Below are 26830 nucleotides of genomic sequence, written 5' to 3'. Positions count from 1 at the left end.
GGGTGGTGGGGCGTCAGATGCCGGCGTCGTCGGCGATCTCGCGGGCCTTGTGGACCAGGGCGTCGATGCGTTCGATCGTGGGAGTGCCGGCCGCGGCCTTGTTCTGCGGTTCGTCGCGGGCGCGGCGCATCACGCCCTCCGCGATCACCGCCACCTTCCACAACCCGAGCGCGTGCCAGAACTGCAGTGCCGCCGGGTCGCGGCCCGTCTCGTCCAGGTAGACAGCGGCGAGCTCGGCGCGGCTCGGGAAGCCCTCGAGGGTGGAGGCGGGGAAGTCGCCGCCGGTGTCCTCCCCCGGCTCGGGCCAGTACGCGAACAGCGACCCGACGTCGGCGAGGGGGTCGCCGACGGTGGACAGCTCCCAGTCCAGCGCGGCGACGACGTCACCGCCGTCGTACGAGGTGATGACGTTGCGCAAATGGAAATCGCCGTGCACCAGGGTGGTTTCGTGCTGCGGAGGCACCGCGGCCAGGAGCCGGCGGGTCAGGTCGTCGAGTTCGGGCAGCTCGCGGGTCTTCGACTTCTCCCACTGGCCGGCCCAGCGGTGCAGCTGCCGCTGGGCATAGGGCTTGGGCCGGGCCAGGGCGGCGAGGCCCGTGCTGTCGAGGTCCACGGCGTGGATGCGGCCGAGCGTCCGCGCGAGCGACAGCCCGATGCGGCGGCGGCGCTCCGGCGTCAGGGACTCGGCGACGGACATCCGGTCCACCACCTGTCCGTCGACGTACTCCATGAGCACCATCGGCACGTCGCTGATCGCCGGATCGTCGGTGAGCCCGAACACCGTCGGTGTCGGCACGTCGGTGGACTCGAGCGCCGAGAGGATGCGGGCCTCGCGCGCGACGTCGTGCGCGGACGCCAGCAGGTGCCCGAGCGGTGGTCGCCGCAGCACCCACCGGCGCCCGTCGCCGTCCTGCACGAGGTAGGTCAGGTTCGACTGGCCGAGGCCGATGCGATCGAAGGTCAGCGGTGCGGTGTGCTCGATGCCGAGCTCGCCCAGCCAGCGCAGGATCGCGTCCGGGTCGATGCCGACGGTTTCACGCAGTGGCATGGGCGCTCCCGGGCAGGGCGGCGAACTCGGGGGCGCGCCGCTCGAGGTGGCTGGCGACGCCCTCGGCGACGTCGGGGCCGCGGAAGGCCTCGACCATCAGGCGGTCCGCGGCGGCCACGGCGTCGGGGTAGGACCGGTCGGCGTCGGCGCGCAGCTGCGTCTTGATCATCGCCATCGATCGCGGTGAGCAGTGGACGGCGAGGTCGGTCGCGTAGGCGACGGCGGCGTCGACGACGTCGCCGGTGGTGACGAGGTGATCGAGCAGGCCGATCCGGTGGGCCTCGCCGGCGTCGATCATGCGGCTCGACAGCAGCAGGTCCGCGGCGCGGCCGTGGCCGACGACGCGGGGCAGCAGCCAGGTGACGCCGTATTCGGCGATGAGTCCGCGGCGCGCGAACGCGGTGGTGAAGCGGGTGGTCGCGTCGCCGAAGCGGACGTCGCAGTAGAGGGCCTCGACCAGGCCGAGTCCCGCGACGGGGCCGCGGATCGCGGCGACGATCGGCTTGCGGACGCGCAGCGGGAAGTCGCGCGGGCGCGGGCGCACCAGGTCGTCGTCCGTGGCGTCGGCGACGTGGCGCAGGTCGTCGAGGTCGGCACCGGAGCAGAATCCGCGGCCGGCGCCGGTGACGACGACGGCCCGGACCTGCGGGTCGTCGTCCGCCTGCTCGAGCAGGTCGAAGTAGCGGTCCTCGAGGGCGTTGCTCCAGGCGTTGAGCTTGGCCGGCCGGTTGAGGGTGAGCAGGACGACCGGTCCGCGCCGCTCGGCGAGGACCAGGTCGTCGGTGGTGGCCACGCCGCGGGTCGTCGCGGCGGGTGCGTCGGTCATCCGGTGCTCCTTCACAGCAGGGAGTCACATAACTTGACGTCAGATTCAAGTTGCTGAGCGCTTGCATAGTGTGCGCCGGGGACGGTGTGATGTCAATCGCTTCCGGCAGCCCCGTGTGACCGGGAACCCGGGTCAGGACCCGACGCTGCGGCGCGGCGCGTGGACGGCGAGGACGGCCGTGTCGTCCTCCACCCCGGTGCCGAGGGTGTCGAGGAGGTCGCGGACGGCGGCGACGGCCTCCGCGGCGGTGACCGGACCCAGCCTCCGGGCGAAGTCGAGCAGAGCCTGCTCGCCGAAGCGCTCGTCGGCGCCCGGAGCGGTGCGGGCCTCGGTGAGACCGTCGGTGTAGAGCACCAGGGTGTCCCCGGGATCCAGCCGGACGACGGCGCTGGCGATGTGGGCCCGCGGCAGCAACCCGATGAGCTGACCACCCGGAATGGGCACGTAGTCGGCGCTGCCGTCGGCGCGCAGCAACAGAGCCGGCGGGTGCCCACCCGACGCCAGGGTGACGCGGAAGCTACCCGGCGACGCGTCGGGGGTGAGCATCCCGAACACGACGGTGCAGAACCGCGGATCGTGCATGCGGTACCGATCGACGAGGACGGTGTTCAGGTCGGCCAGGACCGCCGCCGGGCCGGAGGCGTAGACGGCCGCGGCACGCACGGTGTAGCGCGCGACGGAGGTCATCACCGCCGCGGCCGCCCCCTTGCCGCACACGTCGCCGAGGAACAGGCCCCAGGTGCCGGCACCGAGCGGGAACAGGTCGTAGAAGTCGCCGCCGACCTCGTCCGGAGAGGCGATGTGGTAGTGCGCGGCGACATCGAGACCGGGCACCTCGGGCAGGTCGGGTGGCAGCAACGTCGCCTGGAGGGTGCGGGTCAGCCGCTGCAGGCGTCGTCGTTCGTCCTCGGCCTCCCGGCGAGCGCGCAGCAGTTCGGTCTCGTACGCCCGGCGCTCCCGGGCGTCGAAGACGGTGGTGCGGATCAGCAGTGGCTGCCCGCCGCTGTCGTACCGGACCACCGACGTGACCAGGACGGGCAGGCGGGTGCCGTCGACCGTCTTCAATTCCAGTGCGATGCCGCTGATTTCCCCCTGCATGCGCAGCAGCGGGGCGAAGTGGGTCTCGTGGTAGAGGCGGCCACCGACCGTGAGCAGGTCGGAGAAGTACCGCCGGCCCACCACGTCGTCGCGCCGGAGTCCCAGCCACTGCAGCAGAGTCGCGTTGATCTTCGCGATCCGCCCGTCCGGCAGGGTGGACAGGTAGCCGCAGGGCGCGTTCTCGTACAGGCTCTCGGCGCTGTCCTCGGCCAGCGCGGCGCGCATCTCGCGATCCTCGCCCGCCGTCGCCCCGGCGCCCGGGTTCCGGCCGTCGTCCGTCTCCCGGGTCGGGATCATCAGCCCACCGAACCAGCGAAGGCGGCGATCGTGGCCACGGTCTCGTCCGGGGCACTGAGCTGCGGGCAGTGCCCCGTGGCGTCCAACGTCACCAACCGGCTTCCCGGAATCTGCGCGTGGACGAACGCACCCACCTCCGGCGGGGCGATCGCGTCGCGGGAGCACTGGGCCACCACGGTCGGAACACTCACGTTCGCCAGGTCCGCCCGGTTGTCGGAGAGGAAGGTCACGCGGGCGAAGACCCGGGCGATGGCCGGATCGGTGCGGCAGAAGGCGGCGGTCAGTTCCTCGCCGAGTTCGGGACGCTCCGGATTGCCCATGATGGCGGGCGCCATCGCACCCGACCAGCCCAGGTAGTTCGCCTCCAGCGACTCGAGCAGCTCGTCGATGTCGGCGACGCTGAACCCGCCCCGATATCCGGTGGACGGATCGTCGACGAAGCACGGCGACGGGGCGAGCAGCACCAGCCCGGCGAACGCGCCGGGGTCGCGCGCGGCGGCGAGCACCCCCATCATCGCGCTCACCGAATGCCCGACGAAGACGACCGGTCCGAGATCCAGCGTCCGGCACACCGCCAGCACGTCGTCGGCGTAGCCGTCGAGATCCGAGTACCGCTCCGCGCTCCACGCCGACAGATCCGATCGGCCCGCGCCCACGTGGTCGAACAGCACCACGGTGAAGTCGCGTTCCAAGGCCGGCACCACCAGTCGCCACAGATTCTGGTCGCAACCGAACCCGTGGGCCAGCACCACGACGGGCGCGCCGGCCCGGCCGGTGACGCGTACGTGGTTTCTGGTGAGGACATTCACGGGCCTCATACTCGCACGGGCGCCGAGATCCCACCCTCGTGGACAGTGTTCCGGAACTTTCGGCCCGCCCGGCACGGCACGCACCGATCGGTGCGCGGGGCGGGTAGGCATGAAGGATCCGCACATACGACTTCCCACCGAGAGCAGAGCGCGATGGCTGAGGCGAACGCCGCGAGCGAGCCGATCGGGATCGACGCCGCGCGCGTCACCGCGTGGTTCGTCGAGAACCTCCCGGCGGTCGCACCGCCGCTGCACTTCGAACTGATCACCGGAGGCCGGTCCAATCTGACCTACCGGGTCCGTGACGACGCGGGGACGCGGTGGGTCCTGCGCCGGCCGCCGACCGGGACGCTGCTCTCCTCCGCCCACGACGTCGTGCGGGAGTGGCGCATCCTCGACCTGCTCGCCGGCGGCCCGGTGCCGGTGCCGCCGGTACTGGGCTACTGCACCGACCACGCGGTGACGGGCGCGGACTTCTACGTCATGACGCACGTCGACGGCATCGTCCTCGACGATGCCGAGACGGTCGCCGCGCTCCCCCGGCAGCACCGGCCGGCCGCCTCCCACAGCATCGTGGACACCCTCGCGAAGATCCACGCGGTGGACACCACGACCGGACCGCCTGCGCAGATGCGCAGACCCGGCAGCTACCTCGAGCGCCAGTTGCGGCGCTGGAGCCGCCAGCTCGCCGACGGCGGTGTCGGTCCCGGTCCCGTGTGGGACGTCCACGACCTCCTGGCCCGGAACCTGCCCGCCGAACGGTGGACCGGGTTGGTGCACGGCGACTTCCGGCCGGGCAACCTCCTGATCGGGCCCGACGGTGAGGTCCGGGCGGTTCTCGACTGGGAACTGTGGACCGTCGGCGACGTCATGGCCGACCTCGGGTGGCTCACCGCCACCTGGGCCTCGGCCGACGTGATCGGCTGGGCACCCGATCCCGCCGAGGGTTTCCTCGACGTCGACACGGTCGCCGCGCGGTATGCCGACACGACCGGACGCGATCTCGACGACCTGCGCTACCACCAGGCCTTCGCGCTGTGGAAGCTCGCCGCCATTGCGGAGGGTGTGGCGGCGAGGTTCCGCGCCGGGACGATGGGCGGTCAGGACATCGACGTCGACGCCCTCGCCCGGCGGCCGGCGCAGCTGGCCGAGATGGCCCGCGAGGCCCTCGCCGGACGGTCCTAGCCCGTTCGCCGGGGGCGGTGGCGCAGCAACTGGGTGAGCCGGTGCGCCTGCCGAAGCAGCAGTTCCCCGAGTTCGGGGCGGCGATCTTCGCGGAAACGGCTCTCGACCCCGGTGATGCTCAACGCCCAGGCCGGTGCGTCCCGGTGGTCGAAGACGGCGGCCCCCATCCCCCAGCTTCCCTCCACGAGCAGGGCGGGATTGGTGGAGTAGCCGGCCAGGCGCGTCGCGGCGATCCGTTCCTCCACCGCGTGCCGGGTGTGGTCCGGTCCCCACCCCGCGGTCAGGTCGGTGCGGGACAGGTACTCGTCGATGTCGCGGTCCGAGAGATGGGACAGGATGACCAGGCCCGCGGACGCGACCCCGAGTGGCAGCCGGATGCCGACGTGCAGGACGTGGGAGCGCAGCGGAAAGCTGCCCTCCTCACTGGCGAGGCACACGGTCTCGTCCCCGCGCCGGGCGGACAGGAAGGCGCTCTCACCGGTCTCCCGCGCGAGATCGCGCAGGACATCCCGGGCGAGGTCGGTGATGTCGTACCGGCCGGCCGCCAGCGAGCCGAGCAGGTAGAGCTCGGGTCCCAGCGACCATCGGCCGGTCTTCGGGTCTCGGTCGACGAGTCCCTCGTCGGCGAGCGAGGTCAGCAGGCGGTGCACCGTCGGCCGTGCGAGGCTCGTCGCCCGCGCGAGGTCGGACGTCGACGATCCGACCGGTTCGTGCCCGGCGATCGCCCGCAGGAGCGCTCCGACCCGCGCGATCACCTGAGGTCTCTGCTCGTCCGTCATGCCCCCAGAATACGTCCACTCAGTGAACGCCATCCGTAACGACGTTCCGATGGGCGAGCAATCTCGAAAGGGCCGCTGACAATGCCTTGAAATCGGCGGGCCGGGAGTTTGTAGTGGTAAGCGATCGATGTGTGCTCGTCCATTGAGTGAACACATCCTGCACCGGGTCCGGACGGACCGAATTCTCGAGAGGGGTCTTGATGGGAACGAAAGTGTTCGGTACGCCCGCGGCGGCCGTCGCGGACGTGTCCGACGGCGCGACGATCGCCGTCGGCGGGTTCGGGTTGTGCGGCATCCCCGACGCCCTGATCCGCGCGCTGGTCGAGTCCGGCGTCGGCGACCTGGAGGTCTTCTCCAACAACTGCGGCGTCGACGACCACGGCCTGGGCCTGCTGCTCAACGGCCGGCAGATCCGCCGGGTGACCGCCTCCTACGTCGGCGAGAACAAGGAGTTCGCCCGCCAGTACCTCGCCGGTGAGCTCGAGGTCGAGCTCACCCCGCAGGGCACCCTCGCCGAGCGGCTGCGAGCCGGCGGCGCCGGCATTCCCGCCTTCTTCACCCCCGCGGGTGTCGGCACCCCCGTCGCGGACGGCGGACTGCCGTGGCGGTACAACGTCGACGGCTCGGTGGCCGTGGCGTCCCCGCCGAAGGAGACCCGGGCCTTCGGCGACAAGCGGTACGTGATGGAGCAGGGCATCACCGCCGACTTCGCACTGGTGCACGCGGTCAAGGGCGACACCGCGGGCAACCTGATCTTCGACAAGACGGCGATGAACTTCAATCCGCTGGCTGCGATGGCCGGCAAGGTCACCGTCGCGCAGGTCGAGGAACTCGTCGAGCCCGGCGAACTCGATCCCGCCCAGGTGCACCTGCCGGGAATCTTCGTGCAGCGCATCGTCGAAACCGGCCCGCAGGTCAAGCGGATCGAGAAGCGGACAGTTCAGGCCACGGAAGGGGCGGCACGATGACCGGCACCAAGGGATGGACCCGAGATCAGATGGCGGCCCGCGCGGCCGAGGAGATGATCGACGGCGAGTACGTCAATCTCGGCATCGGACTGCCGACGCTCATCCCCGGCCATCTCCCGCCGGACGTGCACGTGACGCTGCACTCGGAGAACGGCATCCTCGGCACCGGCCCCTACCCCACCGAGGAGAACGTCGACCCGGACCTGATCAACGCGGGCAAGGAGACGGTGACCGTCAATCCCGGTGCGGCCTTCTTCGATTCGGCACTGTCGTTCGGGATGATCCGCGGCGGGCACATCGACACCGCCGTGCTCGGCGGCATGCAGGTCTCCCGCACGGGTGACCTGGCCAACTGGATGGTCCCCGGCAAGATGGTCAAGGGCATGGGCGGCGCCATGGACCTGGTGCACGGTGCCAGCCGCGTCATCGTGGTCATGGAACACACCGACCGCGAGGGCAATTCGAAGATCGTCGACACCTGCTCGCTGCCCCTGACCGGTCAGGGTGTCGTCGACCGGATCATCACCGATCTCGCGGTGATCGACGTCGTGGGTGACGGGACCCTCGCGCTGCGCGAACTCGCTCCCGGCGTCACCGTCGACGAGGTCCTCGCGGCCACCGCGGCGCCGCTCGAGGTCCGCATCGACGAGCTCGTCTGAGAACGTAGTCGAATACCACTGCTCGCCAACAGGATCGGAGAAGCCATCGTGACCAGTTCTGTCATCGTCGCCGGAGCCCGGACCCCGATGGGGCGTCTGCAGGGCGCCCTGAAGGACTTCTCCGGCTCGGACCTCGGCGGGGTCGCCATCGCCGGGGCCCTGGCCAAGGCCGGGGTCGCCCCCGAGCAGGTCGAGTACGTGATCATGGGGCAGGTGCTCACCGCCGGGGCCGGGCAGATCCCGGCCCGCCAGGCCGCCGTCGCCGCCGGCATCCCGATGGACATCCCCGCCCTGACCGTGAACAAGGTGTGCCTGTCCGGCATCGACGCGATCGCGCTGGCCGACCAGCTCATCCGCGCCGGCGAGTTCGACGTCGTCGTCGCCGGCGGCCAGGAGTCGATGAGCCGGGCCCCGCACCTGCTCGCCGACTCCCGCGCCGGGTTCAAGTACGGCGATGTGACCCTGCGCGACCACCTGGCCTTCGACGGGCTGCACGACATCTTCACCGACCAGGCCATGGGTGCCCTGACCGAGGCCGCCAACACCGGCGCGGCGGCCGTCTCCCGCGCCGAGCAGGACGCGTTCGCCGCCGCCAGCCACCAGCGGGCGGCCCGCGCGCACAAGGACGGGCTGTTCGACGACGAGATCGTGCCGGTGTCGATCCCGCAGCGCAAGGGCGACCCGGTCGTGGTCACCGCCGACGAGGGCATCCGCCCGGACACCACCGCCGAGTCCCTGGCCAAGCTGCGGCCGGCGTTCGCCCCCGACGGCACCGTCACCGCCGGCTCGGCCTCGCAGATCTCCGACGGCGCGGCCGCGGTGGTGGTGATGTCCAAGGCCAAGGCCGAGCAGCTCGGCCTGTCCTGGCTCGCCGAGATCGGCGCGCACGGGGTGGTCGCCGGTCCGGACTCGACGCTGCAGTCCCAGCCGGCGCGGGCGATCGCGAAGGCCTGCGCGCGGGAGGGCCTCGAGCCGGCCGAGCTGGACCTGGTGGAGATCAACGAGGCGTTCGCCGCGGTGGGGATCGCCTCGACCCGCGAGCTGGGCCTGGACCCGGAGCGGGTCAACGTCAACGGCGGGGCGATCGCGCTGGGGCACCCGCTGGGGATGTCCGGGGCCCGGATCGTGCTGCACCTGGCCCTCGAGCTGGCCCGCCGCGGCGGCGGGGTCGGGGCTGCGGCCCTGTGCGGCGGCGGCGGCCAGGGCGACGCCCTCATCGTCCGCGTCCCCAAGGCGTAGGACCCGCGACCTCGAAGATCCGTCGAGGACCGTCACGTTCGGGCGGAGGCGACACGATCGCCTCCGCCCGAACGCGTGCGGGTGCCTGCGACCGTGCCGGTGACGGCAGCACCCCACGGCCGGCTCGACAGACCATCGACGTCACCGCGGCGATGCCCGGGGCTGCAGTATGTCCAGGAAGGCCACCGCGGCAGGCGCGGGATTGAAGTCGCTCCAGGCGAGATACTCCACTCGGGTCGGCCCGTCGCCGACGGGCACCGTGACCAGGTTCGGGGTCGACGGGACGAACGCGGGTGGCAGGAGCGCGACGGCGAGGTTCTGCTTCACGAGGTCGAGGATCAGGTCGGTCGACATCGATTCGAAGGTCACCTCCCGCCGCAGGTCGGCGGCGTCGAAGGCGAGGTCGCTCTGCGCACGCCCCTGGGTCCCGGCCGGGAAGTCCGCGAAGGTCTCCCCGGCAAGATCACGCAAGCGCAGCCGGCGCCGCCCCGCCAGCCCATGATCGGCCGCGAGCACAGCGACGAGGCGTTCGCGTGCCAGCTCGACGGACCGGACACGGTCGGGAGTGGTCGCGTCAGGCAGGCCCAGCACGGCGACGTCGACCCGACCCGCGCGGAGTGCGCTCACGAGTTCGTCGCTGCCGCCGTGCCGTAGTGCGATGCGCACCGCCGGGTGCGCGCGGTGGAACCGGCCCAAGGCAGCGGGAATGTCGACGGCGGTCACGGTGGGGATGACACCGACCGTCAGCGTGCCCCGCACCTGGCCGACCGTAGCGGTCGCGTCGGCAGCGGCACGCTCGGCAGCTTCCAGGCTCGCCCGCGCGGCGGGCAGGAACGCCGCCCCGGCGTCGGTGAGCTCGACGCGGCGGCTGGTCCGGGCGAACAGTGCCACGCCCAGCTCCTGTTCGAGCGCCTTGATCTGGTGACTGAGCGCCGACTGGACGACGAAGCACTGCTCGGCCGCTCGGGTGAAGTTCCGCTTCTCGGCCACGGCGAGCACATACCGCAGTTGCTGCAGTTCCATTCACCTATCGTGCACATCGATTGCTGATATGAAAACCATGTCTTGGACTCATCGGTACAACGACGCGACAGTGATGTGGTGACTACCACGACAACTCCTCTGCCGGCGCCCCCGGGGCGGGTGACGAACCGCACGGCACTCACTGCGGTGACCGCCGTGGCCCCTGCGGTGTGGGGCACGACCTATGTCGTCACCACAGAACTGCTGGCCCCGGGCCACCCCCTGTTCGCGGCGCTCGTGCGGGCGCTGCCCGCAGGCGTGCTCGCCCTCCTGCTCTCCCGGACGCTGCCCCGCGGGGCCTGGTGGTGGAAAACCGCGGTGCTGGGCGCCTTGAACATCGGCCTGTTCTTCCCGCTGCTGTTCCTCGCCGCGGAACGGCTGCCCGGCGGGGTCGCCGCCACCCTCGGCGCGACCCAGCCGATCATCGTCGCTCTTCTCGCCGTCGTCCTTCTGCCCGAACGCCTTTCGCTCCGGCGTCTGGTCTGGGGTGTCGTCGGCGTGCTCGGCGTGGGCCTGGTCGTGCTCGGCCCCGCAGCGGCCTTCGATCCCGTCGGCATCGTCGCCGGGCTCGCCGGTGCCGCGGTGATGGGGACCGGCGTCGTTCTCACCGCACGCTGGGGCCGGCCCGAGGGAGTCGGCGCGATCAGCTTCGCAGGGTGGCAGCTCACCGTCGGCGGCCTGATCCTGTCGGTACCGGCACTGCTGATCGAAGGGGTTCCCAGCCGAATCGACGCCCCCGCCGTCGCGGGCTACCTCTGGCTCGGCCTCCTCGGTGGGCTGCTGGCCTACACCCTCTGGTTCAACGGCCTGCGCACCCTGCCGGTCACCGCGACGGCGCTGCTCGGGTTGCTCTCCCCCCTCGTGGCCGCCGCCCTCGGTGTCCTCGTGGCGGGGGAAACCCTCAGCGCACCGCAGCTTGTCGGTTTCGTGCTCGCCCTCGCGGCGCGCGGCGCCGGGCAGACCGCGCCTCGCGCCCGTACGCGGAAAGGACTTTCGTCGTGAACGTCACCGTCATCGGGGCCACCGGCATGGTCGGCTCGCGCCTCGTAGCCGAAGCCGCCACGCGCGGACACCGCGTCGCCGCCGTCGCCCGGCATCCGGGCACCCACCCGGATCCGGCCGTCACCGCACTCGCCGTCGATGCCGGCGTGCCCGGACGACTCGATGCCGCACTCGCGGGCGCGCACGCGGCGATCCTCGCCGTCCGTGCCGCTCCCGGCCAGGAACAGACGATCGCACCGCTGACCACGGCGGTCCTGGACGCTACGGGTCGCTCCGGTATCCGCCTGCTCGTCATCGGCGGAGCCGGCCCCCTGCGCTCACCGCGGAGGGACGGCCTGGCGGTCCTCGACGATCCCGACTACGTGCCGGTCGAATGGCGAGCGGTCGCCGAGGCCAGCACCGCCCAGCTCCGCACCTGTCTCCGGCACACGAACCCGCGCTGGACATACCTGAGCCCGCCCGCGATCGTCGAATCCGGAACGCGCACGGGCACGTACCGGCGCGGAGCCACCACCCTGCTCACCGAACCCGACGGCACCTCACGCATCACCGCCGAGGATCTCGCCGTGGCCGCCCTCGACGAGATCGAGCGCCCCGGTACCGACCGGCACTTCACGGTGGCACGCACTCCCCCGTGTCGTGGATAGCGTGGAGCGGGTAGCGAAAGCCGGTGGCACCGAGCAGGAGCGGCCGGCTCGTCCCGGGCGGCGATCAGCTCGCCAGGAACTCCAGCAGCACCTTGTTCACGGCCTCCGGCTGCTCGAGGTAGCCGTAGTGCCCGGCGTCCGGGATCTCCTGGTAGCTCGCGCCGGGAATGGCGTCGGCCACCTCCCGCGACAGGTACGCCGGAATCATCCGGTCGTCGGCGAAACCGACGGCCAGGCACGGCACCCGCACCGCCCGGTAGGCGGCGCGACGGTCGAACTCACGGTCCATTCCCAGCTGCGCCCGCACGCCGGGCGACGTCTTGCCGCCGGTGAACTCGAACACGTCGAGCCAGTCCCGCGCGGTGTGCGGGTCGGCCAGCGACGCCGGCGACAGGTTCATCACGGCCGTGACCGCCGCCCGGTACTTCGCGGGCAGTTCGACGCCGCTGTCGTACAGCTGACGCTCGCCCTCGGTGAGGGTGACCTGGAACTGGTCCATGCGGGCGTGCCCGGCCAGGAACACCGCCTTGCGCACCAGGTCCGGGCGGGCCAGCGACAGCTCCTGCGCGACGCGCGCCCCCATGGAGGTGCCCACGACGTACGCGGGACCGCCGAGCAGCTCGATCAGGCCGGCGGTGTCGGCCACCAGGTCGTCGATGGTCATGCCGCCGAGGCTCTCCCCCGACGGCGCGATGCCGCGGTTGTCGAAGGTGGCGACGCGGTAGCCGGCCTGGACCAGCGCGGGAACCTGGTGCAGGTCCCAGACCCGGCCGGGGCTGCCCGTCCCCATGATCAGCACGACGAGGTCGCCGGTCCCCTTGACCTGGTAGTTCAGCGGGATGCCGTTGATTGTCGCGATGGGCATGAAAACCTTCCTGAGGTGGGTGGCGCGGGTGCGGCCGCACGGCAGCACGGGCACAACGGACCGATCCACACTACCCTGCACCGCAGGTCGCGACCCTGGCAGCACATCCTCAGGCGCCGCCCTGCCACGCGCGCCACAGCCGCGCGTAGCGGCCTCCGGCGGCGACGAGCGCCGCGTGCGGCCCCTCCTCGACGACCCGGCCCGCCTCGAGCACGACGATCCGGTCCGCCGCCGCGGCCTGCGTCAGCCGATGCGCCACGACCAGCGCGGTGCGTCCTCGCGTCACGACCGCCGCGGCGGCTTCGAGGGCTCGCGCGCCCGCGCTGCCGGCCTCCGCCGTCGCCTCGTCGAGCACCACCACCTGCGGATCGGCGATCAGCACCCGCGCCAGCGCGAGCTGCTGGGCTTGGGCCGCGGTCACGGGATGGCCGCCCTCACCGACGACCGTGTACACGCCGTCGTCGAGGGCGCGGACCCACTCGCCCGCGCCGACGGCGTCGAGCGCGGCCGCGACCTCGTCCACGGTGGCGTCGGGCCTGGCCAGGCGCACGTCGTCGAGCAGGGGGCCGCCGAACACGTGCACCTCCTGGCTGACGACGACGACGTAGCGGCGCAGCCGGGCACCGAGTTCGCCGAGCGCCCGGCCACCGAGACGGACCTCCCCCGAGGTGGGCGTGACGACCCCGGCGGCGGCAGCGGCGACCGTCGACTTCCCGGCGCCGGTCGAGCCGACCAACGCCACCGTCTCCCCCGGCGCGACCTTCAGGTCCACGCCGTGCAGGACCTCGGGGCCGTGCGCGTACCGGTGCCGCACCCCGGTCAGCTCCAGCGCCGGCGGACCGCAGCGCGGCTCGTCGGGCGGACCGTCGTCCGGGGTCGGCGCCGCCGGGAGGTCGGCGACGCCCACGAGCCGGGCCAGGCTCGCGCCCGCCGACTGGACGTCGTCGAAGGTGAACAGCAGCAGCCCGAGGGGCGAGAACAGGCGGTGGAACAGCAGTGCCGCCGCGGTGGCCTCGCCGACGGTCACCGCGTCCGCCCGGATCAGGACGAACCCGGCGACGAGAAGCGCCGCGAGACCGACGAATTCGGCCCGGTTGGCCCGGCCCGCGAATCGGGTGAACAGGCCGAACACGCCGACGGTGAGGTCGCGCGCGCGGGCCGAGGCGGCATCGATGCCGGACAGGTGGGTCGTGTCGAGGCCGTAGGCACGGACCGTGCGCACCCCGTGCATGCTGCTGACGAGTGCCTGCGACCGTGCGCCCATCGCGACCCGCTCCGCGGCGTACAGCGGAGCCGAGCGGGGCAGGTACCAGCGCAGGGCGAGCGCGTACATCGGCAGCGCGACGAGGCCGGCGAGACCGAGCCGCCAGTCGATTCCGACCATCGCCGCGACGCTGACCACCACCAGCATCAGTGCCGCCACCAGCTGCGGCACCACCGAGCCGAGTGCCTTCGCCAGCACCGCGACGTCGTCGCCGACGCGGGAGAGGACGTCGCCGTGCCCGGCGCGTTCGACGGTCTCGGTGGGCAGGGTCAGCACCCGCGCCAGCACCGTCTCGCGCAGCCGGGCCAGCACCGTCTCGCCGAGACGCGCAACCAGGTGCAGGCCGGCCCCCTCGAGCACGCCGCCGACGACCGCCGTCGCCGCGATCAGCGCGACGACCCATCCGAGGATGGACATCGGGGCCTGCTCGCGCACCCGGTCGACGAGGACACCGAGGACGCGCACCGGCACCACCGCGGCGATCGCCGCCCCGACGGACACCGTCACCGTCAGCGCGACCCGCCCCGGCGCGTCGCGCAGCTGCGCTCCCAGCCAGCGCCACGACCGTCCCGCAGAGGCGATCGGCAGCAGCTCGGACTCGTTGCTCGTCATCGCAGCACCGCCGCTCGGTAGGTGGGGTCGGTGGCGGACAGTTCGGCGTGGGTGCCGGACGCGACGATCTCGCCGTCGTCGACCACCACCACGCGGTCGGCGGCGGCGAGCAGCGCGGGGCTCGAGGTGATGACGACGGTCGTGTGCTCGTCGCCGTCGTGCCGCAGGCGCGCGATCCCCTCCGCGACGGCCTGCTCGGTAACCGCATCGACCGCGGTGGTCGGCTCGTGCAGCACGAGCACGGGAGCGCGCCGCGCCAGCGCCCGGGCCAGCGCCACGCGCTGCCGCTGTCCGCCGGACAGGCTGCTGCCGCGGTCGACGATCCGCTGGTCGAGGCCGTCGGGGTGGGTGTCGGCGAGCTGGCCGGCGGCGGACGCGCCGAGCACCTCCGAGGGGATGCCGTCGGAGGGTCGGCTCATGCCGGCGGCGATGTTGTCGGCGAGCGTTCCCGCGAACAGGTCGCTGTGGTGGGGTTCCGCGAGAACGGTCCGGCGTCCGGCGACGGGGTCGAGCGCATCGAGCGGCACTCCCCCGACGGTCAGCTCGCCGCGGACGTCCTCCGGCGGCACCTGGCCGGACAGCACGTCGGCGAGCGCCTCCGCGTCCTGCGACCGGTGGGCGAGGACACCGAGCAGTTCCCCCGGCGCGACGGTCAGGTCGATCCTGCGCAGCGACCGGTAGCCGAGCCCGCGCAGCTCGAGGCTGCCGTCCGCCGGGGTCCCGGTTCCGGCGGGCAGCAGCGACGGCGCGTGCAGCACGAGCGAGAGCCGGTCGGCGGAGGCGCGGGAGGCGGCCCACGACGACGGCAGGGCGGCGAGCGTCCCGAGCGGTTCGACGACGAACTGGGCCAGGCCCACGACGGTGATGAGTTCGCCGACCGAGATGCGGCCCGACAGCGCGGCCCAGCCCGCGACGCCCGCGACCGCGACGGACAGCAGCGCGCTCACCGCCGACGAGGTGCCGGTGTAGACGCCGAGGGCGCGGGTCGCGCGCAGTGTCGAGGCGAGCGCGTCCGCGCTGGCGTCCCGGTACCGGTGGGCGGCGGCCGGTTCGGCACCGATGCCGCGCAGCGGCCGCAGTCCCGTGACGAGGTCCGTCGCCAGACCCGATGCCCGCGCCACCGCCTCCTGCTGTGCGGTCACCCGCCGGGTCAGCAGCGGGGTGGCACGGTCGAGCGCGACGAGGATCGCGGGTGTGCCCAGCAGTACCAGCAGACCGAGCGGGACGTCGACGAGCAGCAGCGCGATCGCGGCCCCGACCACCGCGGTGACGGCCGCGGCGGTGGCGGGCACCACGTGCAGGATCTGCGCGGCCCGCCCGGCGTCGGTGGTCGCCACCGCCAGGAGTTCCCCGGTGCGCAGGGAGGTGCGCACCCCGCGCGGATCGAGGATCCGGCGGGCCACGGCGACCCGCAGCCGGTGCGACTCCGCCTCGATCGCCGCGACGAGCCGGCGCGCACCGAGACGCCACGAGTAGGTGAGCACGACGAACAACGCGGCGAGGCCCGCGAGGGCGACGACCAGCATCGACACGTCGCCGTCGGTGACCGGCCCGTCGATGATCACCCCGATCGCGACGGGCACGAGGGTCTCCATCACCTGGTGCAGCGAGACCAGCGGGGTGCCGACTGCCAGCGCGATCCGCTGGTTCACGATGGTGCGCCGCAACAGCCCCGGACCTGGCTTCTTCCCGTCGCCGGCCCCGCGGTCGTCGTCACCGCTCATGCGTTCCACCACACGAAACTCTCCGTTCCACGTCACCACCCCGAGAAGTGAGTCAACCCTAACTTGCAGCGCGGGTGGCGTCGGAAGCGCCGGTTCTCATAGAGTCGCACTACGAATGACCTGCTCGAACGGAGCAGCAAGCCCGGGAGGAACAACCATGGCCGCGGACGCCACCACCGAGAACGACATTCCGGACGAGGAACTCGAACCCGTCGCGGACGAGACCGCCCGCCAGGCGCAGCGTGTCGTCGCTGCCTACGCGGAGGATGCGGACGAGTGCCGCATGCTGCTGTCCATGCTCGGCATCGGGCCGAACCCGAAGATGGACTGACCGGACACCGCCGGACAGGGACAGTCGGACAAGGACAGGGAGCGCCACGTGGTTGCAGCTGAGGAGTCGACGCAGGCGGGTGGTTCGGACTTCGTCGTCGTCGCGAACCGCCTGCCCGTCGACCTCGAGCGTCTTGCGGACGGCTCGACCCGGTGGAAGCGCAGCCCGGGTGGCCTCGTCACCGCGCTCGAGCCGATCCTGCGCAGCAACCGCGGAGCGTGGGTCGGCTGGGCCGGTGTCGCCGACGCCGAACTCGACCCGATCGTCCAGGACGACCTCGAGCTGTATCCGGTCCCGCTGAGCGCGCAGGAGATCGCCGACTACTACGAGGGCTTCTCCAACGCGACACTGTGGCCGCTGTACCACGACGTGATCGTCCGGCCGGAGTACCGGCGCGAGTGGTGGAACACCTACGTCGAGGTCAACCGCCGGTTCGCGGAGGAGACCGCGAAGGCCGCGGCCGAGGGCGCGACGGTGTGGGTGCAGGACTACCAGCTGCAGCTGGTGCCGAAGATGCTGCGGATGCTGCGCCCGGACCTGACCATCGGCTTCTTCCTGCACATTCCGTTCCCGCCGGTGGAACTGTTCATGCAGATGCCGTGGCGGACCGAGATCGTCGAGGGTCTGCTCGGCGCCGACCTGATCGGCTTCCACCTGCCCGGCGGTGCCCAGAACTTCCTGTACCTGGCGCGCCGGCTGGCCGGCCATCAGACCTCCCGCGGCACCGTGGGCGTGCGCTCGAAGCTCGGGGTGGTGCAGGTCGGGTTCCGGGCGGTGCGCGTCGGGGCGTTCCCCATCTCGATCGACTCCGGGCAGCTCGACGAGCAGGCCCGCCGCAAGTCGATCCGCGACCGCGCCAAGCAGATCCGCAAGGAACTCGGCAATCCGAGGCACATCATGCTCGGCGTCGACCGGCTCGACTACACCAAGGGCATCGACGTCCGCCTCGACGCGCTGCTCGAGCTGATCGCCGAGGGGCGCGTGGATCCGGCCGACACGGTGATGGTGCAGCTCGCCACCCCGAGCCGGGAACGCGTCGAGTCGTACGTGCAGATGCGCGGCGCCATCGAGCAGACGGTCAGCCGGATCAACGGCGAGTACGCCGAGGTGGGCCGGCCCGTGGTGCACTACATCCACCGGCCCATTCCACGGGACGAGCTGATCGCGTTCTTCGTCGCGGCCGACGTCATGCTGGTGACGCCGCTGCGCGACGGCATGAACCTCGTCGCCAAGGAGTACGTGGCGTGTCGCAGCGACCTCGGCGGCGCCCTCGTGCTGAGCGAATTCACCGGGGCCGCAGCAGAACTGCGCCAGGCCTTCCTGTGCAATCCGCACGACCTCGAGGACGTCAAGGACAAGATGGAAGCGGCGCTGACCCAGCCGCGCGAGGACGGCCGGCGGCACATGCGGGCACTGCGCCGGCAGGTCCTCGCCCACGACGTGGACCGGTGGGCCCGGTCCTTCCTCGACGCCCTCGCCCATCAGGGCGCGGCAGGTCCGGCGCTGATCGCGCCGGCGGAGGTCGGCGAGCCCGAGTGACGAGCACACCCGACCGCGAGGACTACGGTTCCCGGCCCTCGCCCGAGCGCATCGGGGCTGCGGCGGCCGGCGTCCCCGCGCCGCGCACGACCACCGGTTCCCTCGACGTGCTCCTCGTCGAGGACGACGCCGGGGACGAACTGATCATTCGGGAGTCGTTCGAGGCCAACGAGATCGGCAGCACACTGCACGTGGTGCGGGACGGCGCGGAGGCCCTCGACTTCCTGTACCGGCGCGGGATGCACGCCGACGCCGCGCGGCCGGCGCTGGTGCTGCTCGATCTGAACCTGCCGAAGTACGACGGGTGGCAGGTGCTCGAGGCGGTCAAGGCCGATCCCGACCTGGCGTCCATCCCGGTCGTCGTGCTGACGACGTCCACCGCCGAGGAGGACGTCGTGCGCAGTTACCGGCTGCGGGCCAATGCCTACGTCTCCAAGTCGGTGGACTTCGACCGGTTCGTCGCCACCGTGCGGCAGATCGACCGGTTCTTCGTGCACATGGTGCGCCTGCCCGGTCGCTGATCCCTCACACCGGCGTCAGGCGGCTCACCAGCCACCGGCCGTCGTGCTTCTCGAGTTCGACGCGCACACGGCTGCCGCTGCTGACCGCTTCGGGATTGACGGAACTGGTGGTGATCTGGTTGAGGAACAGCAGGGTCACCGCCCGGTCGGCCTCGGCCGACACGACCGACGACGCCTGCACGCTCACCTGAACGGTGATCGACTTCTCCTTCGCGCCGGGCGCGATGACGTTCGTCATCAGGCTGGTGTACTCGTCCCGGAAGTCGCCGGTGAGCCCGTCGGAGGCCGCGGCGACCTGCTCGTCGACCCTGGCGTGGTCGTACGCGAGCATCGCGACGGCCTGCTCCTCGGCCGCCTGCAGGGCCTCGGTCCGGGCCGCCTCGGCACCGTCGCGCTCGACCTTGTCGTACACGCCGAACCCGACGAGGCCGGCGAGCACGATCGCCGCGGCGGTGAGGGCCGCGAGCAGCATTCTCCGCCGACCGCCCGCGGGGCCGGGCGGCGTCGTCGCGTCCTCCGCGGCGTCCACGCGCGTGGTGTCGTCGGTCTGGGCCACGGCGTCGTCCTTCGAATTCTCGGTCACGGTACGAAGTCCACCTTCGACGCGAGCAGGCGGCCGTCCTCGTCGCAGATCGTCACCCGCAGCCGGAAGTCGCGCGGTTCGGGTTCGGTCTGTTCCGCGTTGGACACCATCGACCGGGCGGCCACGAGCGAGGTCATGCAGGCGCCGTCCTCGGCTTGGATGCCGGCCTCGATCACCTCGCCGGTGGTGTCGACGTTCGCCTTGGTCACCACGTCGACGAAAGGCCCCTCGCGGCCTTCGAATTCGGCCTTGAAGTCGCCGGTCGCCCCGTCGAGCAGGCGCTGCACGTCCGCGGCCGCGCTCTGCGGGTGGATGGTGGTCAGGTTCAGCACGGTCTGCCGCGCGGCCTGCAGGTACGCCGCCCGCCGGGCGTCGTGGTCGCGGTCGGCTCTCGCGTCGAGCCACAGCCATACCCCGGCGCCCGCCAGGGCGAGGACGATCACGGCCGCGAGCGCGGGCAGCAGCCGGCCCGTCCGGGCGGGTGCGGTCTCCGGGGTCGTCGTGGTGGCGGAGGTCTGTTCGTCCGCCATCAGCCTTGCTGCGCCTTCATGTACGTCTCCAAACTGGTCTCGGGGCCGGTGTCGACGTTGCGATACACCGTACCGTCGGGACCGATGTACGTCCCCGTCGCCGGGTCGATGCCCCGCGCCGTGACCCCGGCGGGTGCAGCCGGGTTCGTCCCGGTCGCGTGCGATGCGGGGACCGGCACGTCGCCTTCCGACTGCACGGGTGTCGGCGCGCCCCGCCACGGGTTGTCGAGGTACTCGGGCTGATACCCGTTGCGGCACGCCTCCGGCGTGGGCCCGCGCCGGCCCGGGAACTCCATGCACGGCAGGTTCCGCGCACCGCGCACGGCGTTCGGATCCGACTGCGGGAGCTTGCAGTACACCTCGCCGGGGGTGTCCACCATGGTGGTGTCCGCGGGGCTGCGCCACTGCTCGGGTGGCAGGAAGCCGGACAGGCACGGCGGCGGATCGTGCAGCTGCAGGTGGAAGTCGACGACCGCGCCGTCCTCGGCCGGTCCGCTGCCGGCGGCGGTGATCAGGGCGGTGGTCATCGGCGGGTACAGCACCAGGATCTGTTCGATGCCGGCGTTGTAGATCACGCCCACCTCCCCGACGCTGACCATGTTGGCCAGCAGGAGCGGCAGCGTCGGCCGCAGGTCCTGCAGCAGCTGTTCGGCCTCGGCCGCGGCGCCCGGCCCCTTCGCGAGCACCGCCCGCAGGTCGGTGTCGGCGGCCCGCAGCCCGTCGGTGAACGTCAGCATGTCCCGGGTCCAGGACCGGATCGCGTCGCTGGTGACGACCTGGGTGTCGAGCAGCGGACCGAGTTGATCGAGCAGTGCCTTGGTCTGCTCGCTGCCCGCGCTCGCCTCCTGCACGAACAGGCGGGTCGAATCGATCAGCCGCTGCAGGTCCGGTCCCGAACCGTTGAACGCGTCGAACGACTCGTCGACGACAGTGCGCAGCCGCGTGTCGCTGATGCTGGCGAGCAGGACGTCGGCCTGGTCGAGCAGCGCGCCCACCTCCTGCGGCACCGACGTGCGGTCGGCGGGGATCACGTCGCCGTCCGCCAGGTACTTCCCACTCGAACCGTTCTGCGGCGGAACGAAGTCCACGTACTGCTCGCCGACGGCGGACACGCTGCGCACCGCCGCGTCGACGTCGGCGGGGATCGCGCGGTCGCTGTCGATCGACAGGACGGCCTCCACGCCGGTGGGCGAGAGCTGCACCTTGTCGACCACCCCGACCGTGTTGCCGCGGTAGGTGACGTTCGCGTGCGGGTAGAGCCCGCCGGTGGAGGACAGCTCCACGATCACCGTGTACCGGCCGACGCCGAACAGCTGCGGGAGCTTGACGTACTGCAGCGACATCACCAGCAGCCCGACCACCGTGAGCACCGCGAAGATCACGAGCTGGATCCGGACGAACTTCGACAGCATCATGGCGCCGGCACCCCCAGCGGGGGCAGCCCCGGAATGGTGATCTCCCCCAGGCCGGGCACCGACAGGGTCGCGGCCGGGCCCGGTGCGGGTTGTGCGGCCGGCTGCTCGAGCGGGGCCTGGAACGGGTCCGCGGACTGGGCCGCCAGCCCGGCGTCCTGCCCGAGGATGCCTTCCGGTCCGGCGAGACGCCCGGCGAGCGGGGTGCCGGTGAGGAAGTTCAGGTCCAGCCGTTCGAGGGTGAGGTCGATGGTCATGGCGAGGTTCGCGTAGTCGCCCCGGATGACCTGGTCGATGCCGGCCTGCGGGAACGGATAGGTCAGCAGCACGCCGAGCACCTCGGTCAGGGCGTTGCCGGAGTCGGCGAGCGCCCGCAGCGTCGGAGCGAGCGCCTGCAGGTTGGTGTGCAGGTCCTCGCCGCTGTTCTCGACGAGCCGGCTGGCCACGGTGCTCATCTCGCCGAGCGAGGTGAGCGCGGTGGTCAGGTCCTGGCGCTGGTCGGCGAGCACGGTCAGCGCGGCCGGCATCTCGTCGAGCGCCCGGACGAGGGTGGCGTTCTGCGCGTCGACCGTCCACGCGAGCCGGTCGATGCCCTCCATCGCGGCGATGATGTCGCCCCGCTGCCGGTCGAGGGTGCCGACGAGTTCGTCGAGCCGCGGCAGCAGGTTCCGGATCGAGTCCTCCCGTCCGTACAGCGCCGCGTTCAGCTCGGTGGTGATGTCGTTGATCTGTGCGAGTCCACCGCCGTTGAGGACCACCGACAGCGACGACAGCGTCTGCTCGGTGGTCGGGTACACCCCGGCCCGCTCGAGCGGAATGAGGTCGCCGTCCTCGAGCCGGCCCTGCGGCGGCTCGTCCGTAGGCGACGCCAGTTCGAGATGCTGCGAGCCGAGCAGGCTGGTCTGCCCGATCCTCGCCGTCGCGTTCGCCGGGAGTGCCACCTCACCGTCGAGGGCGACGGTCACGAGGGCGTGCCAGTCCTCGACCTCGATCCTGGTGACGCTGCCGACCTGGACGTCGTCGACCCGCACCGGCGAATTCTGGGTCAGGGTGGTCACGTTCGGCATCTGGATCCGCACCTGGTAGGCGTCCTCGCCGTGCCCGGCGGTGCCGGGGAGGGGAAGGGAGTTCAGCCCCTCCCACTCGCATCCGGTCGAGGTCAGCGCCGCCGCGACCAGCATCGCGGCGACGGCACCGCGCCGCGTCGGGCGGGAGTGCCGGATTCGGGTGCTCATCGTCCTCCTCCCGGCTGCAGCAGCGCACCGAGGTCGGGGGGAACCGTCACGGTGGGCAGGCCGGGCAGCGGCCCGGCCGGCGGCACGGCGTCCGCGGGTGCGGTGCCCCGCCCCGCGGCCGCGGCTTCCGCCTCGAGACCCGGCTCGGTGTACTGGATCTGGTCGGGGAACGCCTCCACCGCGGCGATGGGGTTGGTCATGACCGGCAGGTAGTTCATCGCCAGCGACTGGAGCACCGGTCCGAGCTGCTGGCGGCACAGTTCCGCGCTGCGGTCGGAGGTGGCGTTCGCGGCCGCGGCCACGGACCCGCACATGAACTCGACGGGATTGGCGAGGTTGCTGATCGCCAGCGCACCGGTGAGCGAGCCCTGTGCGGGCTTGTAGATGTCGTAGAAGTTCGACAGCGCCGTCGGTCCGGAGTGCAGGACCCGTTCGATCTCGGGTCGCTTGCGGGCGAGGACTTCGGTGGCGTCGGCGAGGCGCTGCACCGACTCGGTCAGCGCGGCCCGGTGGTCCTGCACGAACCGCTGCACGTCACCGACCGCGAGGTCGAGGTCCGCGAGCGAGGTGCCGAGCTGATCCGAGCTCTCGGCGAGGACGTCCGAGACCGACGCGAGCCGGCCGCCGAGCTGCACGATCTGCTCGTTGCTGGTCGAGAGCACCGCCACGAACGCCTGCAGGTTCCGGACGGTGCCGAACAGGTCGGTGCGCCCCTCCGACAGGGTGTGCATCGTGTCGGACAGTTCGCGCAGGGTGGCGCGGATGGTCAGGCCGTTGCCGTCGAGGTTCTCGGCGGCCGTGTCGATGAAACGCCCGAGCGAGCCCTGCGGATCGAGACCCTGAGGGCCGAGGGCTTCCGACAGACGCATCAGTTCCGTCTTGATCTGGTCCCATTCCACCGGCGAGGCGGTGCGCTCGAGCGGGATCGTCGCGTCGTCGGCGAGCTGCGGGCCCCCCGAGTACACCGGGGTCAGCTGGACGAAGCGCGCGGACACGAGGCTCTGCGCGATGATCACCGCCTTGGCGTCGGCCGGGATGTCGACGGAGTCGTCGACCTGCATCTGCACGCGCACCAGGTCGTCGCCCGGCTCGATGCGGGTGATCCTGCCGACGCTCACGCCCAGCACCCGCACGTCGTCGCCCTCGTACAGGCCGCTCGTGGAGACGAATTCGGCGTTGATCGTGCGCTTGCCCCAGCCGGGCAGCACCACGGCGAACGCGACGAGGGCCAGGGCCACCACTGCGACACCGGCGATCACCGGCAGCAGCAGGCGGCGGCGCTTCCCGGGCCGGTCCTCCGGGGCTTGGAGGGTATCGGTGCTCATTCGCCATCCTTCGTGATCGACGGCGGGTCCTTCGGGATGATGTCCTGCAGGTCCTGCTCCAGCAGTTCGGGGGCGACCATGCTGTCGACCAGTGCCTTCCACCACGGCGCGGGCAGGACGTTCGACACGTACGCGTTGAAGAACGGGCCGCTCGCGACGGACTCGCCGAGCGCGCTGATGTACGGGCCGAGCCCGTCGAGGGCGCCGGCGATGTTCTCCTTGTTCGCCTGCAGGTTGGCGGTCACCGCGTTGAGCTTGTCCAGGGTGGGACCCATCTGCGCCTGGTTCTCCTGCACCAGGGCGGAGAGCTGCCTCGAGACCGCGGAGATGTTCGCGATCAGCTCGGTCATCGCGTCGCGCCGCAGGCTCAGCTCCCCGAAGAGGGCGTTGGCGTCCACCACGAGCGCGTTGATCCGGTCGCTGCGTTCGGCGAGGATGCCGGTCACCGATTCGGCGCGGGCCAGCAGATCCTCGAGCGACTCGTCGCGTGCGTTGACGGACTGGGACAGCCTGGTCATGCCCTCGAGCGCCCCCCGCAGCTCGGGCGGGGTGTCCTGCAGCGAATCCGACAGCGCATCGAGCGAGTCGTCGATCTGCTCGGTGTCGAGCTCGGACACCGTGGTCGTGAGGTCGCCGAGGGCGTCGGTGAGCGAGTACGGCGAGTCGGTGCGCGTCGACGGGATCGGCTCGCGCGGGTCGAGCGTCCCCGAACCGTACGGTTGCACGGCGAGCGACTTGCGGCCGAGCACGGTATTCGTCTTGATGTCGGCTCCGGTGTCCTCGCCGAGCGCGATGCCGTCGCGGACGGTGAAGGCGACGAGCACCTGCCGGTCGTCGAGGCGGACGTCGGTGACCTCGCCGACGTCGACGCCGGCGAGGGTGACGGTGTCGCCGGGTACGAGACCGCCGGCGTCGACGAAGTACGCCGAGTAGGTCAGGCCCCCGGAGAGGAACTGCAGCTGGTCGTACTGCAGGCCCGCGAGCACCGTCGCGGCGGCGACGGACAGGCCGACGATGCCGACCTGCACGGGATTGCGTTCACGGATCGGACTCATTCGATCTTCGCGCACCTTCCGGTCGTCTGCTCGGCCGACGTGAAACGGATGGTGGTCCCGTCCGGTCCCGAGAATTTGAACGTGTTGGCACACAGGAAGAATTGGAAGAAGTTGCCGTACACCCCCACCCGGATGAGCTTCTTGTAGTCGTTCGGCAGCCGCTCGAGTGTCCGGTTGATGTCGTCGCGCCCGAGGTCGAGCTGGGTCATGGTGCGGTTGGTCTCGGCGATCACCGACTGCAGGTCCGGCCGGTTGTTCTGCAGCAGCGACGCGAGATCGCCGGTGCCGGCCGCGATCCGCGGGATGGCGGTGCCGATCGGGTCGCGGTCCTGCGCGAGCCCGCTCACCAGGGTCTGCAACCGGTCGACGGTCTCGGTGAACTGCTGGTCGTTCTCGTCGATGGTGGCAAGGACCGCGTTGAGATTGTCGATGACGTCGCCGATCAGCCGGTCCCGGTCGGCGAGGGAGTTCGTGAAGGAGTTCGTGTTGCCCAGCAGCGACACCAGGGTGCCGCCCTGGCCCTGGAAGACCTGGAGCAGCGCGCCGGACAGGTCGTTGACCTGCTGCGGGTCGAGGCCCTGCAGCAGCGGCTTGAATCCGCCGAGCAGCAGGTCGAGGTCGAGCGCGGGTTCCGTCTGCGACACCGGGATCGTGCCGCCGGCCGGCAGCGTCTCCCCAGTCCCCGGTCCCTCGAGCAGTTCGAGATAGCGGTCGCCCACGAGGTTCTCGTACCGCACCGTGGCCTTGGTGCTCGCCAGCAGCGTGTGCTCGGCGTCGACGTCGAACGACACCTCGGCCTGGTTGTCGCGCCCGACGTCGACGCTGTCGACCGATCCGACGGGCACCCCGGCGATACGGACCTTGTCACCGGCCTGCAGTCCGGACACGTCGGTGAACGTCGCGTGATAGGTCTGCGTGCCGGTGAACCGCACCTGGCTGAACACGATCGCCAGCACCGCGAAGATCAGCACCATCACGACGGTGAACGCGAGGAACTTGACCGTGGTGGCCCTCACCGGATCACCCCGCCTTCCCGCGCCGCCCGGTCCGTCCGCATCTGCGCCTGCGGCATCTCACTCGCCTCCCGGGATCATGTCGCCGAACAGGAAACCGAAGATCGTCGGGTACCGCACCCACGTCTCGGTGTTCGGGTGGAACGGCACGGGATGGGTGTCGGCGACGACGAAGGGCGCGTGGCCGTCGCGCTTGGGATCGAAGTCGGGCAGCCCGTGGCAGTTCGGCCCGCCCGAAGCTCCCACCACCGGCAGGTCCTGCTCGTGGTCGTACATGGTGGCGCCGCCCAGGAAGTTCGTGCTCAGCATCAGCGCCGGGTACTTGCCGGTGCCGGCCATGGGTTCGAACGCGATGCGCGCGTCGTTGAGCCCGACGAGGAAGCACGGCAGCTCGGGCGAGTACTCGGCGAGCAGCGTCGTGGTCTCCGTCAGCAGATCCAGCGCCGAGGTCAGTTGGGCCTCGTTCTCGCCGAGGACGTCGCGCCCGGTGTTCGCCAGACCGGTGACGTTCATCAGCATCAGGTCCAGGTTGGCCTGCTCGTCGACCACGGTGTTGCCGATCGAGGTGGCGTTGTCGAGCAGGTTCATCACGTCGGGGGCGACGTCGGCGTACAGGTTGGTGACGTCGGCCGCCACGGCGAGGTCGTACTGCAGTTGCGGCAGCGAGGGATTCATCGTCGCGAGGTAGTCCTCGGCCTCGACGAGGGTGGCGCCGAGGGTGTCGCCCCGACCGTCCAGGGCCTCGGAGATCGCCCCGAGCGTGGCGTTGAGCTTCTCCGGCTGGATCTGCGCGAGCACGTCGGACAGGTGCTGGAAGACGGTGTTGAACTCGACGGTGACGTTCTCGGCCGCGATGATCGCGCCCTCCTGGAGCGGAACCGGCGACGGGTCGTCCGGCACGAGCAGGTTGACGAACTTCGCCCCGAACACGGTGGTGGACTCGATGGTCACCCGCACGTTGGACGGCACCAGGTGCAGCTGACCGGGATCCATCGCGAGCTGCAGCAGCGCACCGTCGGGAGTGTGCTCGACGGACCGGACCCGGCCCACCTCGACACCGCGCAGCTTGACCTTCGCGTCGGGTTCCATCACCAGGCCGGACCGTGCGGAGGTGACCGTGACCGGGGTGGTGGCGGTGAAGGCACCGGCGAACATCAGCAGCGCCAGCACGACGGCGACGGTGAGGCCGCCGACGAGCCCGAGGGCCGCGAGTTTCTTCTTCCAGGAGGGTGTGTCCATGC

26 protein-coding genes are annotated in these 26830 nt (G+C 71.5%); 9 read left to right on the top strand and 17 right to left on the bottom strand.

The features are described from left to right. Window positions 1-13: 13 nt before the first annotated feature. From QNA09_RS01920 to QNA09_RS01905, 4 genes are all read right to left on the bottom strand, one after another. Window positions 14-1048, bottom strand: coding sequence for a phosphotransferase family protein (locus tag QNA09_RS01920; RefSeq protein WP_308072187.1), 1035 nt, complete (start codon window positions 1046-1048; stop codon window positions 14-16). Beyond that, window positions 1035-1874, bottom strand: coding sequence for an enoyl-CoA hydratase-related protein (locus QNA09_RS01915; RefSeq protein WP_210062573.1), 840 nt, complete (start codon window positions 1872-1874; stop codon window positions 1035-1037). The genes QNA09_RS01920 and QNA09_RS01915 overlap by 14 nt, the downstream gene beginning before the upstream one ends. A gap of 132 nt (window positions 1875-2006) precedes the next feature. Next, complete coding sequence (locus tag QNA09_RS01910) at window positions 2007-3269, bottom strand: SpoIIE family protein phosphatase (RefSeq protein WP_308072185.1); 1263 nt, start codon at window positions 3267-3269, stop codon at window positions 2007-2009. Beyond that, complete coding sequence (locus tag QNA09_RS01905) at window positions 3269-4078, bottom strand: alpha/beta fold hydrolase (RefSeq protein ID WP_026138140.1); 810 nt, start codon at window positions 4076-4078, stop codon at window positions 3269-3271. Before QNA09_RS01905 ends, QNA09_RS01910 begins: the two co-directional genes overlap by 1 nt. A gap of 153 nt (window positions 4079-4231) precedes the next feature. Between QNA09_RS01905 and QNA09_RS01900 the strand changes: the two genes are divergently transcribed. Continuing rightward, window positions 4232-5263: a phosphotransferase family protein gene (locus QNA09_RS01900; protein ID WP_102031103.1), complete on the top strand. Its 1032-nt coding sequence runs from the start codon at window positions 4232-4234 to the stop codon at window positions 5261-5263. Here the strand turns inward: QNA09_RS01900 and QNA09_RS01895 are convergent. Continuing rightward, a complete protein-coding gene (locus QNA09_RS01895) occupies window positions 5260-6042 on the bottom strand; it encodes an IclR family transcriptional regulator (protein ID WP_026138139.1) in 783 nt (260 codons plus the stop codon). The two genes, QNA09_RS01900 and QNA09_RS01895, sit on opposite strands and share 4 nt — an antisense overlap. A gap of 200 nt (window positions 6043-6242) precedes the next feature. On the opposite strand from QNA09_RS01895, the gene QNA09_RS01890 reads away from it, so the two are divergent. From QNA09_RS01890 to QNA09_RS01880, 3 genes are read left to right on the top strand one after another with little or no spacing between them, the layout of a single operon-like run. Further along, on the top strand, window positions 6243-7010 hold the full coding sequence (locus QNA09_RS01890; RefSeq protein WP_010593713.1) for a CoA transferase subunit A: 768 nt from the start codon (window positions 6243-6245) through the stop codon (window positions 7008-7010). Next, window positions 7007-7669, top strand: a complete 663-nt coding sequence (locus tag QNA09_RS01885; protein ID WP_003938908.1) for a CoA transferase subunit B — start codon at window positions 7007-7009, stop codon at window positions 7667-7669. The genes QNA09_RS01890 and QNA09_RS01885 overlap by 4 nt, the downstream gene beginning before the upstream one ends. 48 nt (window positions 7670-7717) lie before the next feature. Continuing rightward, a complete protein-coding gene (locus tag QNA09_RS01880; protein ID WP_308072184.1) occupies window positions 7718-8908 on the top strand; it encodes an acetyl-CoA C-acetyltransferase in 1191 nt (396 codons plus the stop codon). A 141-nt stretch (window positions 8909-9049) separates the two neighbouring features. Here the strand turns inward: QNA09_RS01880 and QNA09_RS01875 are convergent, their stop codons facing one another. Continuing rightward, window positions 9050-9931, bottom strand: a complete 882-nt coding sequence (locus tag QNA09_RS01875; RefSeq protein WP_010594427.1) for a LysR substrate-binding domain-containing protein — start codon at window positions 9929-9931, stop codon at window positions 9050-9052. A gap of 120 nt (window positions 9932-10051) precedes the next feature. Between QNA09_RS01875 and QNA09_RS01870 the strand changes: the two genes are divergently transcribed. Next, window positions 10052-10933 (top strand): EamA family transporter, encoded by an 882-nt coding sequence (locus QNA09_RS01870; protein ID WP_374121871.1) that lies wholly within the window; start codon window positions 10052-10054, stop codon window positions 10931-10933. Then, window positions 10930-11580, top strand: coding sequence for an NAD(P)H-binding protein (locus QNA09_RS01865; protein ID WP_308072181.1), 651 nt, complete (start codon window positions 10930-10932; stop codon window positions 11578-11580). The genes QNA09_RS01870 and QNA09_RS01865 overlap by 4 nt, the downstream gene beginning before the upstream one ends. A gap of 64 nt (window positions 11581-11644) precedes the next feature. Here the strand turns inward: QNA09_RS01865 and QNA09_RS01860 are convergent, their stop codons facing one another. The 3 genes from QNA09_RS01860 to QNA09_RS01850 form a co-directional block, all read right to left on the bottom strand. Then, window positions 11645-12445 (bottom strand): alpha/beta fold hydrolase, encoded by an 801-nt coding sequence (locus tag QNA09_RS01860; RefSeq protein WP_010594430.1) that lies wholly within the window; start codon window positions 12443-12445, stop codon window positions 11645-11647. Between the two features lie 109 nt (window positions 12446-12554). After that, the gene (locus tag QNA09_RS01855) at window positions 12555-14321 is read right to left on the bottom strand and encodes an ABC transporter ATP-binding protein (RefSeq protein ID WP_017680998.1); all 1767 of its coding nucleotides are present in this window, start codon (window positions 14319-14321) and stop codon (window positions 12555-12557) included. Next, complete coding sequence (locus tag QNA09_RS01850) at window positions 14318-16045, bottom strand: ABC transporter ATP-binding protein (RefSeq protein WP_202637507.1); 1728 nt, start codon at window positions 16043-16045, stop codon at window positions 14318-14320. Before QNA09_RS01850 ends, QNA09_RS01855 begins: the two co-directional genes overlap by 4 nt. Window positions 16046-16202: 157 nt before the next feature. Between QNA09_RS01850 and QNA09_RS01845 the strand changes: the two genes are divergently transcribed. From QNA09_RS01845 to QNA09_RS01835, 3 genes are read left to right on the top strand one after another with little or no spacing between them, the layout of a single operon-like run. After that, entirely contained in the window at window positions 16203-16376 is a 174-nt protein-coding gene (locus tag QNA09_RS01845; protein WP_003939603.1) for a hypothetical protein, read from the top strand. 48 nt (window positions 16377-16424) lie between these two features. Further along, window positions 16425-17915 carry a trehalose-6-phosphate synthase gene (locus QNA09_RS01840; protein ID WP_017680996.1) on the top strand — a complete coding sequence of 497 codons (1491 nt, stop codon included), beginning with the start codon at window positions 16425-16427 and terminating at the stop codon, window positions 17913-17915. Further along, window positions 17912-18436 (top strand): response regulator, encoded by a 525-nt coding sequence (locus QNA09_RS01835; protein ID WP_010594435.1) that lies wholly within the window; start codon window positions 17912-17914, stop codon window positions 18434-18436. The genes QNA09_RS01840 and QNA09_RS01835 overlap by 4 nt, the downstream gene beginning before the upstream one ends. 4 nt (window positions 18437-18440) lie before the next feature. On the opposite strand, the gene QNA09_RS01830 is transcribed toward QNA09_RS01835, so the two are convergent. Genes QNA09_RS01830 through QNA09_RS01795 form a run of 8 tightly spaced genes read right to left on the bottom strand, consistent with a single transcriptional unit; the run spans window position 18441 to window position 26828 of the window. Next, window positions 18441-19019 carry a twin-arginine translocation pathway signal gene (locus QNA09_RS01830; protein WP_140188286.1) on the bottom strand — a complete coding sequence of 193 codons (579 nt, stop codon included), beginning with the start codon at window positions 19017-19019 and terminating at the stop codon, window positions 18441-18443. Further along, complete coding sequence (locus QNA09_RS01825; RefSeq protein ID WP_010594437.1) at window positions 19016-19549, bottom strand: hypothetical protein; 534 nt, start codon at window positions 19547-19549, stop codon at window positions 19016-19018. The genes QNA09_RS01830 and QNA09_RS01825 overlap by 4 nt, the downstream gene beginning before the upstream one ends. Beyond that, a complete protein-coding gene (locus tag QNA09_RS01820) occupies window positions 19549-20964 on the bottom strand; it encodes an MCE family protein (RefSeq protein WP_302069517.1) in 1416 nt (471 codons plus the stop codon). The genes QNA09_RS01825 and QNA09_RS01820 overlap by 1 nt, the downstream gene beginning before the upstream one ends. After that, window positions 20961-22196: an MCE family protein gene (locus tag QNA09_RS01815; RefSeq protein ID WP_010594439.1), complete on the bottom strand. Its 1236-nt coding sequence runs from the start codon at window positions 22194-22196 to the stop codon at window positions 20961-20963. Before QNA09_RS01815 ends, QNA09_RS01820 begins: the two co-directional genes overlap by 4 nt. After that, a complete protein-coding gene (locus QNA09_RS01810; RefSeq protein WP_010594440.1) occupies window positions 22193-23521 on the bottom strand; it encodes an MCE family protein in 1329 nt (442 codons plus the stop codon). Before QNA09_RS01810 ends, QNA09_RS01815 begins: the two co-directional genes overlap by 4 nt. Beyond that, window positions 23518-24576 (bottom strand): MCE family protein, encoded by a 1059-nt coding sequence (locus QNA09_RS01805; RefSeq protein ID WP_308072180.1) that lies wholly within the window; start codon window positions 24574-24576, stop codon window positions 23518-23520. Before QNA09_RS01805 ends, QNA09_RS01810 begins: the two co-directional genes overlap by 4 nt. Continuing rightward, window positions 24573-25592, bottom strand: a complete 1020-nt coding sequence (locus QNA09_RS01800; protein WP_010594442.1) for an MCE family protein — start codon at window positions 25590-25592, stop codon at window positions 24573-24575. Before QNA09_RS01800 ends, QNA09_RS01805 begins: the two co-directional genes overlap by 4 nt. Window positions 25593-25649: 57 nt before the next feature. Further along, window positions 25650-26828, bottom strand: a complete 1179-nt coding sequence (locus QNA09_RS01795) for an MCE family protein (RefSeq protein WP_308072179.1) — start codon at window positions 26826-26828, stop codon at window positions 25650-25652. Between the last annotated feature and the right edge of the window lie 2 nt (window positions 26829-26830).

The sequence above is a fragment of the Rhodococcus sp. AH-ZY2 genome (genome assembly GCF_030916465.1).
Taxonomy (GTDB): Bacteria; Actinomycetota; Actinomycetes; order Mycobacteriales; family Mycobacteriaceae; genus Rhodococcus; species Rhodococcus ruber.
Note: the sequence above shows the minus strand (reverse complement) of the source record. Positions and strands in the feature narration are given on the sequence as shown.